This is a genomic window from Flavobacterium sp. ASV13 (genome assembly GCF_000745775.1).
Taxonomy (GTDB): Bacteria; Bacteroidota; Bacteroidia; order Flavobacteriales; family Flavobacteriaceae; genus Flavobacterium.
In genome coordinates this window covers 218,253-232,476 of record NZ_JQJY01000008.1, presented here as the reverse complement: position 1 = coordinate 232,476, position 14,224 = coordinate 218,253, and the positions used below count along the sequence as shown (strand labels likewise).

6 protein-coding genes are annotated in these 14,224 nt (G+C 35.7%); 3 read left to right on the top strand and 3 right to left on the bottom strand.

Annotated elements, in window-relative coordinates:
- Window positions 1-256: 256 nt before the first annotated feature.
- From GQ47_RS17470 to GQ47_RS17460, 3 genes are all read right to left on the bottom strand, one after another.
- Window positions 257-2,041: a rhamnogalacturonan lyase gene (locus GQ47_RS17470; RefSeq protein ID WP_371199648.1), complete on the bottom strand. Its 1,785-nt coding sequence runs from the start codon at window positions 2,039-2,041 to the stop codon at window positions 257-259.
- Between the two features lie 219 nt (window positions 2,042-2,260).
- Entirely contained in the window at window positions 2,261-4,384 is a 2,124-nt protein-coding gene (locus GQ47_RS17465; RefSeq protein WP_035651415.1) for a hypothetical protein, read from the bottom strand.
- A gap of 198 nt (window positions 4,385-4,582) precedes the next feature.
- Window positions 4,583-7,948, bottom strand: coding sequence for a DUF4450 domain-containing protein (locus GQ47_RS17460; RefSeq protein ID WP_238568006.1), 3,366 nt, complete (start codon window positions 7,946-7,948; stop codon window positions 4,583-4,585).
- A gap of 293 nt (window positions 7,949-8,241) precedes the next feature.
- Here GQ47_RS17460 and GQ47_RS17455 point away from each other — a divergent pair, with 293 nt between their 5' ends.
- The 3 genes from GQ47_RS17455 to GQ47_RS17445 all read left to right on the top strand — a co-directional run bounded on the left by GQ47_RS17455 (window position 8,242) and on the right by GQ47_RS17445 (window position 14,172).
- Window positions 8,242-9,618, top strand: a complete 1,377-nt coding sequence (locus GQ47_RS17455; protein ID WP_035651099.1) for a rhamnogalacturonan acetylesterase — start codon at window positions 8,242-8,244, stop codon at window positions 9,616-9,618.
- 6 nt (window positions 9,619-9,624) lie between these two features.
- The gene (locus GQ47_RS17450) at window positions 9,625-12,507 is read left to right on the top strand and encodes a glycoside hydrolase family 2 protein (protein WP_238568005.1); all 2,883 of its coding nucleotides are present in this window, start codon (window positions 9,625-9,627) and stop codon (window positions 12,505-12,507) included.
- 156 nt (window positions 12,508-12,663) lie between these two features.
- Window positions 12,664-14,172, top strand: a complete 1,509-nt coding sequence (locus GQ47_RS17445) for a rhamnogalacturonan acetylesterase (RefSeq protein WP_035651097.1) — start codon at window positions 12,664-12,666, stop codon at window positions 14,170-14,172.
- Window positions 14,173-14,224: the final 52 nt, after the last annotated feature.

Here is a 14,224-nt window from a genome sequence, read left to right as displayed (position 1 = left end):
GGTTCTAAGATACTAAGGTTCTAAGTTTTTTTTAGCATCGTTTGTCATTTCGAGGAACGAGAAATCACACTCGTTTATCGACACAGATTTTCGCCATTCTTTGTAGAGTTTCTAGTGTGATTTCTCGTTCCTCGAAATGACAAATCATACGTTCATAAAATACGAAAGACGCACTGCTGTGCGTCTCTACAATAAAACCTCTTGTAAAAAAACCTTAGAACCTTAGCTTTTTAGAATCTTAGCACCTAAAAGAAAACTATTTCTTAACCACCAAAGAAATATTCGGTTTTGGCGCCGGTTTCATGTCTTTTCCCATATAAAAACTCGTGTGTGGAGGCTGATTATATCCTACATTCTGCCAAGCAATACTCAATCTATATTGTGGATCGTGCATTAAAGTATATTGTCTTACATCCGTTGGAATTGTGGTCGAATAAATTCTCAATTCTTTATTATCCTCAGATCTTAAAATTAGTTCTTCGCGCCAATCTCCCAAAATATCTCCCGAAAGCGCCGGAGTCGATTTTGTGCCGTTATTAGAAACTGCGCCTGTTGCGGTGAACAATCTTCCTTTATTGTATTTATCAATATGATTAGAATCTAATAATTCTCTAGAAGTATCGCCATCCCAATAAATTAAAAAGTTAATTGAGCCTGGTGCTTTTCCAACCACTTTTCCTTTCATATTATATAAATCAGGAGAACCTGAATACCAAAACTGTGCTCCTCTTAACTCAGGATCAATATTATCTGCGACACCTCTTCCCACATCTTCATTTATAGAACCTGTAAATAAAACTTTTCCATCTTTTGCAGCAAAAACGGTAGCTCCTGGACCTGTTGTGCCATTTTCAATTTCATGAATTCCAAAGACTTCAAGACCTGGAAGATCAGGATCTAAATCAGAAACATGAATAGCATCTCCGTGTCTGAAACCCGTTGTATATAAACCTTTTCCGTCATCATCCACACACATTGATCCGTAGATTATTTCATCTTTGCCATCATTATCGACATCTGCAACGGTAAGATTATGGTTTCCCATTCCAGAATACGGATTTTCAGAATCTTTACTGTCAAAAACCCATCTTGAGGTAAGTTTACCGTTTTTAAAATCCCAAGCCGCTAAAACCGTTCTTCCGTAATAACCACGGCACATCACTACACTCGGATGAACGCCATCTAAATAAGCAACACAAGCCGTAAAACGATCAATTCTATTTCCTTTTGTGTCGTTTCCTCCGCTTCCGCCATGTCCACCCCAGCCTGCAAGATCACCTCTTTCGGCAATATAATCAACCGTTGTGACAAGCTTTCCAGTTCTTCCGTCAAAAACAGAAAGATATTCTGGTCCTTTCAATATTTTTCCGAAAGTTCCTGAATTTGGATCACGGTCAACCCAATCTTTTGAAGCATCGCCAACAACATTATTCTGACTATCGATTGTTCCGTCAGCCGTTTTGCAAACCAATTCTGCAATTCCATCGCCATCCAAATCATACACCATAAACTGTGTATAATGTGCGCCTTCGCGAATGTTTTTTCCTAAATTAATCTGCCATAAAAATTTCCCATCCAAAGTATAAGCCTGAAATATAGGCGGATCTGTAATTCCGGTATGCGAATTGTCGTGCGCTTTTCCTGTCATATGCACGATTAAATCGTATTTTCCGTCACCGTCTAAATCACCAACCGAAAGATCATTTGCTGTATATCCTTCAATTTGTTTTAACGAAATTGACAAATAATCTTTATTAGAACTTGAAGCCGGAATTGTAAAACTACCTTTTGCATCTGATTCTTTTCCTTTTAAAACTGTTTTTACAAACCAAGTATTTTCTTCCTGAGCATTTGCTTTTGTGTCAAGAAAATTAGTCGCTCCAGAAATTGGTTTGTCATTTAATTTAATTGCTTTTTTAGTACCGCTTTTTCGATACAAATTAAAAGCAAGATTATCAGGATCAGTTCCTAAAACGCGCCAGCCTATAAAAAACTGATTTTTATCTTTAACAGCAATAACACCTCGATCTAGATTTTCCATTTGCCTTTGACTGAATATATTTAGGCTTAAGAAAAGTAGTATTACTACAAAGTTTTTATGATTTTTCATATTGTATTTTAAAATGTGAGTTTGTTGTTTTTTAATCTCGCAAAGTCGCGAAGACGCAAAGAAAAATTAAAATGAAACTTTGCGGCTCTGCGTCTTTGCGAGACTAAATAAATCCGCTTTATCTGTAAAATCTGCGAGAAATAAAAAAAATCAAAACATCTTTTGGAATCCTTCGCTTTGCACTTTCCAAGTTCCATCTTTCGGGAAACCTGGATTTGATTCTGTCGTTCCGTCCCAACCCGCACACATCATAGCAACCGCAGTCAATAATCCTCCATTTCCTGGAAGATAAAGCGTCAATCTTTCTGCCTGATAATTATGTCCGTTTTTCAAGTACGTATTTGTCGTCACATTCATAAACAAGGCATCAATAGCTTTTTCTGGCATATTTAATCTTGCTGCCGTCATTGCTGTCATTGGAAAATCCCAACCCCAAGTTTTATCCCAAGACCACGTTTTCCAAACCAAATCGAAAGTGTTTTTCATGATTTTTTTATCCAATAAAGAAGTTTCAGGAAGCATTCCGAAAGTTCCTAAAACTGATGGATGATCGGTTTTGAATTCAGGATTTGTGTACGAATCTGTTGCGCTTTCAGTCGCCAAATAAACATCGCCAGAAACCGGAAGTTTTGATAATTTAGCCAAAACTTTTTCCCATTTTTCAGGCACATCTTGGTTCAACCCATGTTTCCATGAAATTGCCGTTTTCAATGCCCAATTCCAATAAGCCAATTCATAAGTTGGATTAAAAGTTTCCATCGCCTTAAAGCGTTCTTGCGCCGGAATGACGCCCGGGCCTAAAACATAACGATCGTTTTTAGCATCATAATTTGCAAACGAAGCAATAAAATCAGCGGTTGCAAAAACACGCTCGCTGTATTTTTTCAAGACTACAGCTGTTGGTTTTGCGCGATAAATCAATTCCGCATACGTAATAAAATGTGGTTGTTGCCAAATCAAAAATGAACCTACAGATGACGGACTTTCATTTCCATCCGGATCTGTCATTTTTTGCCATCTTGCGCCTTCAAAACCTTGTCTTTTGGCAATATTTTTCGCTTTATCAAAAACCTTTTGATACCAAGGAAGGCTTTTTTCTAATAATTCTGATCTATTCCAAAGTGCAAAATGAACACCATGCCACCAATGCATTTCTAAATGCGGTTTTCCGTACCAACTGTTGTACGTTAAACCCGTTTCTTGAGGCGGTACTTTTCCTGTACATTGCACTTTTGTCAAATACTGAGAAAGAATTACTCTTCGTTCCAACTCATTCGCACGCGGATCTGTACTTCCTGAAAAATCAACTGCTGCGCCACTTTTCCAGAAATTTTCCCAGCCTTTTACACTACTGTTTTCTATTTCTGCAAAAGATGAATTTTGAGTTTTATTATCTGCCAAAGCAAAAAGACAACTCAATTCTAACGTATTTGTATTTGAAGCTTCAACCACAAAATAATGATTTCCAGCTTTTTTAATTTTCGCATTACCTTTCCACATCAAATCAACGTTGTATGAAATACTGTCCATTACATGTGTTACAACAGCTTCCGTTTTTGATTTTTGTTTTAAGGTACTTGTGTAATTTTGTGTTCCTTCATATTTAGTTCCGAAATCTGCCCAATCTCCAGTTGGGAACGGAATTCTCAAACTGATTTTTAAGCGTTTTTGCAGTAATAAATCGGACTTTACTTTTACACCAATTGCATCTTTTTCTTGGTGAGAAGCTGTTAAAACCGTTACCGGAGTTCCTTCTACTTCAAAATAACTTTCAATTTCGCCTGTCCATAAATTCAGTTTCTGGGAAATCGATTTAATGTCTGATGGTTTTGCTTGACTTCCATCTTTTTTCAAAATTTCAAAACCTAAATTCCCTAATTGCACTAAATGCGGATTCTGTCTGAACCAATTTATTGCATCTACTTTTCTCTTTGGTTCTTTAATCTGAACCGTATACGAAACATTTCTGCCATATTGCTGATACTCTTTTAGAGTCTCAGAAAACTTAAAATTCTCCGTATTTTTATAACTGTCCCAACCCCACTCCGACTCCGTTCCTAACGGAATTCCGTTTTGATATGTTTTAGGAAAAGTCTGCAGTCCTGTTGCATCGACCGTAAAGGCAAAAGCTCCATTTCCAACTGTCAAAGAAGCCAAAGTATCTATAGCTGTAATTTGAACGTTATGACGATTCACCAATGCTTTTCGATCGATTTTTTGAGCGAACAACGATGCTGAAAATAAAATTGCAATAATTAAAAGTTGTTTTTTCATTTGGTTATTTTTTGGTTTCAAGTTGAAATGAGATTTAACCGCAAAGCACGCTAGTTTTTTCACTAAGCTATATTTTACAAACGCAAAGTTCGCAAGGCTTTATCTACACAAAGCTTTGCGAACTTTGCGCTTTTTTAGAATTCTAAAAGCAAAAAAACTTGCGTGCTTTGCGGTTAAATCTCAATCTGTTTCATATTATTATCTAATTAAAGTAACACTCATCAAACCAATCACCACATCATTAGCAATTGTTTTAAGTGTCAGGCTTTTTAATGTTTTATTTTTATCCAATGGCAAATCTAAAATTGTTCCTGCTCCACCGTCGACGCCATAATTGGTGAATCCTTTTATGATGGTGAAATCTTTAAAATCTCTCGAAATTTCTCCGGTTTTCAAATAAACCCTTGGCGGTTTGGGTGCATCAGTTGTAAATGCAAGGCCGTCTGTGAAATAATCCTGTTCGATTGGCCACCAGTTTTCTGGGTTTTTCAACTCTAAAATTTCAGATGTTCCGTCGCTGTAATTTACTGCAATTTCTCCGTTGGTGATTCGGCTTTGCATCGGGTTTGTTGTTCCGGCAAGCATAAAATAAGCGTGTGAAGCTTTTCCGTCAAGAGGAATATCAACACTTTTCGGATAATTATCCCACATTGAAGTAAAGATTATATTTTTCTGATTTTCCTCTGACGGAGTTTTAAACGGAATTCCATTTGGTGTTTTAATTTCACCCGTTTGTTTGGCTTTTTCACGTAAACCTTTATCATCAATTTTGACCGAAATATTTGGGTAACACCAATTTCCAATTCCTTGTTTTGGAAGCTGTAAAGTCACTGTCTGCGGTCTTGGAGACAAATATTCATTTGCAAAAATGTCTGTCACTTTTGCATTGAAATACGAAGAAAGCGAAATGGTTTCTGCGCGTTGTGATTTCTTCAAAGGAATATCCCAGTTTGTAATTTCCTTTGATTCTTTCTTGCTTTTTAAAGTAAATTCAATTGGTTGCCACCAAGAAAAATCACCCTGCTTTAATTGTATAAAAAATGCTTTATTTCCCTCGCCATTTACAGTTGATTGAAAAGTTCGTTCTGATTTTACAATTTTTCCCAAAACAGCTTGTGGATCATAAACTGAAACAATTTCTCCTTTTCCAATAAGAATATTTAAAGCGTCATCAGAATTGTAAGAAGCTTTAGTAATCATTGTTGCTAAACTTCCTTCTTTCCAATTAATTACGATTTCATAAACTTTATTATAAGTTATTTCAATACTTATTTTAGGATTTCCAATGCTTTCTGGAATCGCTTTCCATGATACATTTTTTCCGTTTATTTTAATACTTTCAATCCCTTCGTAATGGGCATTTAGAATCAAGTTCAAATTCATTTTTGGTGCAAAATGATTTTCAATATGATATGTGTCTTGTCTATTTTTTCTGTTGAAAGCAATCGAAATATCAGGAACTTCTAAAAAAGCTTCGTTCCATTCTTTAGGAAAACCGGGCTGAATAGTCAAAACTTCCGCAACTGCATCAGGTTTGATTCCGAAAAGTCCTTCGACCAAAGTTCGAGATGCCATTCCGATTGGGTCTGCAAAATCACGATACAATTCGCCACGCATTTTATCCTGATACAAAAGCTGTTCAAAACCACCCGGCGAAGCGCCTAAATACATACTTTCAATCAAAACACTTTCCCACATTTTAAATGCTTTTTCCGACTGTCCGCCTTGCCAGAAAGCCAGCGAAGTATGCAATTGTTCGGCCAAAGCCACATTGTTAATTGACCAAGTATAAGGCTGCCAATTTGTTGTACTGATTACATATAAATCTTTTTTATCTAATCCATCCGCAGAAATTGGAAGATGCGGAATTTGATTATTTACATAATTCAGCATTTGATAACTCTCAAAAGGATTTGATAATTCCGAATCTATCGTATGATAAATGCTCCAAACTCCCGGAGAATCATGTAATAATCGATTTCCTAAAGCATCTTTATATTCGGCAAAAATTCCTTTTTTTGAAAGCCAAAGCTGTTCGTTTGAAGCTTTTAAAATTTTCTCCGCTTCCTTTTCGTAAGGCGTTGGATCTTTTTGAATTTTTCTTGCCAATTCAGCTACCGTTTTATTCGCATAATAATTATACGCCGAAGAATGAATCACCGCTCCACCACTATATTGCAAGGCATCGCTCGCCCAAATTGTCGCGTAAGCATCATAAAGTCCGTCGTTATCTGGATCAAAGTTTCTTTTTTCCCAATTCAAATGTCTTTCAATTGTGGACCACATTTCTTTCAAAAAAACAATATCTCCTGTCCATTTAAAATGACGCAGCATTTGATCAATAAAAACCAAATTCATATCATAATGATGCGCAACAGTATTTTTATTCGGATTTCTAGAAATGTAACCGCTACTAAACATTGAAGTTCCAATTTCTTCTTTTTGACGCGCCAGATTTCTTTCTTCATCAAAAACAATCGGACCGTTTTCCGGTGAAGTTACCTGCGAATTGCTGTAACTTGTGAAATGCGTTTTTGCTCGGTCGTGCCATCCTAATGGATCTGCAGTATAAGCGCCACGCCACGCATTCAAATACATTCTCCACGCAATTGCACCGTGAAGATATGCGGGATTTTCCCAAATTCCGTCAGAAGCAATTGAAAGTGCAAAACCTAAATTATTGATATATGGATCGGGCGTTTTGACTTTAACTCGATTCGCCAAAACCTGTGTTTCTTGAACTGATTTTTCATAAAGCTGTGCAATTTCTTTTTGCGAAACGGCCGTCTTTATTTCTTCTGAAGAAAATAGCCAATAAATAGCTTTTTCAGAAATCGAATTGATTTTACCTGAAACAACCGGCAAATTTTCTGCACTTGAATTATACAATTCTAAAGGTGAATTTTGATTTTTTGCGTTTGCCAAAACCACTTTCGATTCGGGAAAAAAGCCACTTAAAGTTTTATTATTTCCTGTTTTCTGTTTGTTGCTTTCAGAACCGTATTCCAGCAAAAAAGACTGCTTCTGCAAAGTGTATTTATTATTAAGACAATAATCAGGCTGTAAATAAAATACCGATTCCGGATCGGCACCTATATCGCCGTCACGACTAAATTTCTTTCCAGTTGCGCCACCAAAAACCCAAATAATATTCACATTTTTAGAAACCGAATTTCCATAAACTTTTACAATAAAACCTTCTTTTTCTTTTAAAGCAACAACATCAACAAATAATTTTCCGCTTCCTAAAATCGCATCTTCAATTGTGTAATGCATTGTTCCTAAAACATATCTAGTATCAATTTTAGAAGCTTCGGTAATCCATTTGCTTTCCTTTCCGTTTGAAATTCCGAGTTTGAAATTTCCTCCCATTCCCGGCATGTACATGGCAAATTCTGGCAAATCGCCTGTTTCCACTCTAAATCCGGTATTCGAACCATATAAAGCTCGATTGAATTTTCGCGTGCCATTTTTTAAAACAAAACTATTTTCTTCTGGCGCATAATGCAGTTTGCGAACTTCTTTATTTTGTCCAAAAGTCGAGACAGGAAATAAAAAAAGCAAACTTAAAAACGTTATAAAAAAATATTTTTTTGTTTTCATAAAGCAGTAAAAAAGGGCTAAAACTAAATAAGAATTAAATAAAATTAAAATCGCTTTTTTTTATCAATTCAATAATTATGATGCAATTTCTTTGTTTTTTTGTGGTATACTATCCTGTACCTTCCTGATTTACGAAATATAAAAAGTATATTAATTTTTAGCGTTTTTAAATTCTTTTTAACATCATAGTACAGGATACTATATCAAAAATGAACCATTAAGTTTGAAAATAAAAAAATTAAAATCTCAAAAAATTGGTAAAAATCACTACTTTCTTATCGATGGTTGTTTGTTTGGCAATACCGAATCAGTTCTTTGCTATGCATTCTAATTTGCCTATCAATAATACTGTTTATTCTTCTTCAGAAAATAAAAATGACAGTGTAAAAAATAATACCGAATCACAGCTTTTTGTTTTTGGAAATTCGGTAAAAAACAAAAAAAACACTTTAGTAAACAATGCATTAGTTTATGCGGATGCAAAAGGTTATGGATTTGATTTTAATTCGGCTTCAAATGTAAAAATCAATGCGAATTCTTTTTCGATTACAAAACCAACCTACTTTTCAGTTGCCGTTCCTGAAGGAAATTATCAAGTTGAAGTTACAATGGGAAGTACAGAAAAAGATTCAAAAGTGACCATAAAAGCAGAATCAAGACGATTAATGCTGAATGAATTTGTGGTGAAAAAAGGGCAAAAAATCACTCAGACTTTTAATGTTAATGTCCGAAATATCAAAATAGACGATCAAACCAATATCAGTTTAAAAGACCGTGAAAAAGAAATTTTAAACTGGGATCATAAACTGACACTTGAATTTCTTGGTGAGGCATCCATCCAAAGTATAAAAATAACACGAAAAGACAATTTGACTGTTGTTTATTTGGCTGGAGATTCAACCGTTACAGATCAAGATGTTGAACCTTGGGCATCTTGGGGACAATTCATTACCAATTATTTTGATCAAAATATTGTAGTAGCAAATTATGCTTATTCGGGTTCATCTCTAAGTTCATTCAAAGGAGCAAATCGCTTGAAAAAAATACTTTCTGAAATCAAAAAAGGAGATTATTTATTTGTGGAATTTGGACATAATGACGAAAAAATAAAAGGCGAAGGAAATGGAGCTTTTGGATCTTATTCTACTTTATTGGCTGAGTTTGTAAATTCGGCTAAAGAGAAAGGTGCAATTCCGGTTTTGGTCACACCAACGCAACGCCGTTTTTTCAATGAAAATGGAACTTTAAAAGAAACGCATGGCGAATTTCCTGTTGCAATGAGATCAGTTGCTCAAAAAAATAATATCGCTTTAATTGATGTTACAAAAATGACAACTGAATTGTACGAAACTTGGGGCGACGAACCTTCAAGAAAAGCTTTCGTACAATATCCTGCGAATACTTTTCCGGGACAAGAAAAAGCATTAGATGACAATACTCACTTTAATGGATTTGGAGCCAACGAAATTGCCCTTTGCGTTTTAAAAGGAATTCGTGAACTTGATCTTCCGCTAAAAAAACACATCAAAAAAGAAACACCAGATTATAATCCGAAGAAACCAAATTTCATTTCAAGCTGGACTTTGCCTATGAGCGCCCGATTTGAAATTGTTAAACCAGATGGCAATTAACCATCAATGAATCACTTTACTATGCTACTAAAAAACACTATCCAAAATCTCTCTATTCTTGCATTTTCGCTTTTTCTGACCCAAAATAGCCATGCACAACAAACTGATAAAGTGTATCTTTCAGGAAAAGATTTTGAACATCCTGTGCAATGGGATTTTTATTGTACCGATGGAAACAACAGTAAAACTTGGTCAAAAATAAATGTTCCGTCACAATGGGAATTGGAAGGTTTTGGCGAATATACATACGGACGCTGGTACAAAGAATTGAACCAAAAAGAGCCAAGCAAAGAAGAAGGTTTATACAAGTATGAATTTGAAATTCCTGCCAATTATAAAGATAAAGAGGTTTTAATTGCATTTGGCGGTGCAATGACGGATACTGAAGTAAAAGTAAACGGAAAACTGGCTGGAGCGATTCATCAAGGTGGTTTTTATGAGTTTAAATATGATATTTCGTCTCTTTTAAAATATGGTGCAAAAAACACTTTAGAAGTTCACGTTTGGAAACAATCGGCTAACAAATCAGTAAATGCTGCGGAAAGAAGAGCGGATTGGTGGTTGTTTGGCGGAATTTATCGTCCGGTTTGGTTAGAAGTTTCACCAAAAACTCATATTGAAAATATTGCTGTAAACCCGAAAATGGATGGTTCGATTACAGTTGATCTGAATTTAAAAAATGTTTCTAAAAATGTTACTTTAGAAGCTACTTTAAAAGGTTTAAACGGAGAAAGTTTCCAGACTTTTACTTTTCCGCTTAAAGCGAAATCTACAAAAGAAACTATTGCTGCACAATGGAAAAACATAAAACCTTGGAATCCTGAAAATCCAAATTTATATGAATTACAATTGGTTTTAAAACAAAACGGAACTGCAGTTCATCAATATGACAAACGAATCGGTTTCAGGACTCTAGAATTTAAAAAACAAGACGGAATTTATCTTAATGGTACTAAAATCATTATGAAAGGAATTAACCGTCACTCATTTTGGCCAGAAGGCGGAAGAAGCACCAGCAAACGCATCAGCGAACTGGACGGAAAATTAATCAAAGACATGAATATGAATGCCGTTCGTGGACATTATCCTCCAGATACGCACTTCTTGGAAGTTTGTGATTCGCTTGGTCTTTTTGTTTTGAATGAATTGGCAGGCTGGCAAAACTCTTATGATACCGAAACTGGAAAAAAATTAGCGACTGAAATGATTACGCGTGATGTTAACCATGCCTCTGTAATTATTTGGGATAATGGAAATGAAGGTGGATGGAATTATGATACTGATAAAGTCTTCGCAGATCTTGATCCGCAAAAAAGAATCGTAATTCATCCTTGGGCCGATTTTAATGGCTGGGACACACACCACTACCCGACTTACTTAACGGGAATGCATCGTTTTAACGCTGGCGAAAATGTATTTTTCCCAACCGAATTTATGCACGGAACATATGATAACGGACATGGCGCAGCTCTGGAAGATTTCTGGAATCGTTACAAAGAAAGTCCGCTTTTTGCAGGAGGATTTATGTGGGCGATGTTGGACGAAGCCGTTTTTCGTTCTGATTGGAAAGGAGATGCAAAATTTGACTCAAAAGGTTCTTTAGCTGCAGACGGAATTTTAGGTCCGCATCGTGAAAGAGAAGGAAGTTATTATACAGTAAAAGAAGTTTGGGCTCCAATTCAGTTCACACCAAAACAAGTTACAGAAGGTTTTGATGGTTCATTTTTAATCAAAAACGACTATCTTTTCAGTAATTTGAATACCTGCAAAATGGAATTCAAAGTATTACAATCGGATAAAAATGTGCTTTATACAACTGGAAATGCCAAAGAAATAAGCGGAGGAAAAATTGAAATTCCGAGTATTGATCCAGGCGAAACACGCAAAATTCAGTTTGCTGTTCCTAACAATTTTGCTGAAGGCGATGTTTTGTCAATTTCGGCTTATGATCAGTTTGGCAAAGAAATTTATACTTGGACATGGCCTATTCACAAAGCTTTATTTTATGCCAATAAATTTTTAGCAGTTCAAAATACAAAAGCAAAAGCATCAGCAGTAAAAACAGGAACTGACGTTACATTAAAAGGCGGCGATGTTACTGTTGTTTTGAGTTCGACTAACGGAGAAATTACATCTGTTAAAAATGCATCGGCAACAATTCCCTTAACAAATGGTCCGCGCCCAATTGGAATGAAAGCTAAATTAAAAGACATTCAGGTTTCTCAGGAAGGTGATAAAGCGGTTTGTACGGTTTCATACGTTGGCGGAATCTCTTCTATCAAATGGACTATGGAACCAGACGGAAGATTTAAAATGGAAATGATAGTTTTAAAAAATGAAAGAGCAAACGGTGCAGACGGATTCGATGGTGCTTTTTTCGAGGATAAAATAAATTCATTCGGAATCACTTTCAGTTTTCCTGAAAAAGAAGTTACAGGCATCAAATGGTTTGGAAGAGGTCCTTATCACGTTTGGAAAAATAGAATTAAAGGAACAACATACGGAATTTGGGAGAAAGATTATAACAATACTATTACGGGCGAAAGTTTCGAAAACCTAGTTTATCCAGAATTTAAAGGTTATCATGCTAATTTATTGGGAGCAAACTTAAAAGCAGGCGCTTCATCGTTTAAAGTTTTCAGCGAATCTGATAATTTATTCTTGAGATTATTTACGCCTGATTTGCCTAAAAATGGTTTCGCAGGAAGTAATCCACAACCGGCATTTCCTGAAGGCGATATTTCGTTTATGTATGAAATTCCAGCGATGAGAGATTTTAAACCTTTGGAGCAACAAGGGCCACAAAGCCAGCCAATAAACATCAGAATTAAAAGCGGTGACGACGGAATTAAGATGAATTTGTGGTTTGATTTTAGAGATAAAATTTAAGTTTCAGGTTTAATTACTTTATCATTTTAACCGCAAAGCACGCTAAGATTTTCATCTCTTTGCGCTGAGAAATCGCAAAGTTCGCAAAGCTTAGCGTGCCTTGCGTAAACCCTTGCGAACTTTGCGGTTAAATACACATTTTATATTTCACTAATTATGAAATCAATCAAAATACTTTCTGCCCTAATTTTAGCAGTATTATTTTTCAATTTTACATCCAATCAAAACAACAAACCAACTGTTTATATGGTTGGTGATTCAACCGTGAAAAACGGCAAAGGCGATGGTGCAGGCGGACTTTGGGGCTGGGGCGATTATATTGGACAGTTTTTAGATACTACAAAAGTCAATATCGAAAATCATGCTTTGGGCGGAACCAGTAGCAGAACTTTTCAGGACAAAGGTTTATGGATTGAAGTTTTAAATAAGCTTAAAAAAGGTGATTACGTTTTAATTCAGTTTGGTCATAATGATGACGGGCCTTTGAACGATACTCTTCGCGCGCGCGGCACAATAAAAGGAATTGGAAATGAAAGTCAGGAAATCGATAATTTGATTACTAAAAAACACGAAACTGTTCACAGCTACGGGTGGTATATTCAAAAAGTAGTTCGTGAGGCAAAATCGAAAGGCGCCATTCCGATTATTTGTTCACCAATTCCGAGAAACGATTGGAAAGAAGGAAAAGTGCCGAGAAATGATAAATCATACGGTTTATGGGCCAAACAAATTGCTGAAAAGGAAAAAGTTACGTTCATCAATTTGAATGAAAAAATGGCTATAGAAATGGAAAAACTCGGTGAAGCAAAAGTAACCGGAACTTATTTCTACAAAAAAGACCATACGCATACTTCTGCAAAAGGTGCAGTGCTTTCGGCTTCGGTTATTATTAATGAATTGAAAGCGAGCAAAAATTCTTTAAAAAATTACATTTTGCCAAACCCCAAAATTGTGCTTCCGCAAAAGAAAAAAGTATTTTTAATTGGCGATTCAACAATGGCCAATAACAACAATAATCCTGATGCCGTTGGATGGGGAGTTCCTTTTCCGCAATATTGTGACACAACGAGAATTGAGGTAATCAATAAAGCCAGAGGTGGACGAAGCACCAGAACTTTTGTTTATGAAGGTCTTTGGGACGAAGTAAAAAATCAACTTCAGCCAGGAAATTTTGTAATTATCCAGTTTGGACATAATGATGCGGGCGATATTGACAAAGAGAAATTCAGAGGTTCATTAAAAGGAAATGGAGACGAAACGCAAGAAGTAACGCGTCCAGACGACTCAAAAGAAATTGTACATACTTTTGGGTGGTATATGGAGAAATTCATCAAAGAAGCTAAAGAAAAAGGCGCAATTCCGATTGTTTTAAGTTTGACGCCAAGAAACGAATGGCCGAATGACAAAGCCGAACGCAGAACGGATACTTATGTAGTTTGGTCCAAAATTGCAGCTGAAAAAGAAAAAGTTCCGTTTATCGATTTGAATGATATTGTCGCTTTAAAATATGAAGCTTTAGGAAAAGAAAAAGTAAAACCATTTTTCCCTAAAGATCATACACATACAGGTTTAGAAGGTGCTACTTTAAATGCATTAACTGTTGCAGAAAGTCTTAAAAAAATAAAAGATTGTAATTTGAAAGATTATATTGAAACCCCGAAATAATTATAAATTATGAGTTAAATACAAAGTCAAAATAAACTTATAATTCATAACT

Coding starts and splice junctions, on each gene's coding strand:
- GQ47_RS17445 (WP_035651097.1), top strand. CDS start 12,664: ATGAAATCAATCAAAATACTTTCTGCCCTAATTTTAGCAGTATTATTT.
- GQ47_RS17465 (WP_035651415.1), bottom strand. CDS start 4,384: ATGAAAAAACAACTTTTAATTATTGCAATTTTATTTTCAGCATCGTTG.
- GQ47_RS17450 (WP_238568005.1), top strand. CDS start 9,625: ATGAATCACTTTACTATGCTACTAAAAAACACTATCCAAAATCTCTCT.
- GQ47_RS17470 (WP_371199648.1), bottom strand. CDS start 2,041: ATGGAAAATCTAGATCGAGGTGTTATTGCTGTTAAAGATAAAAATCAG.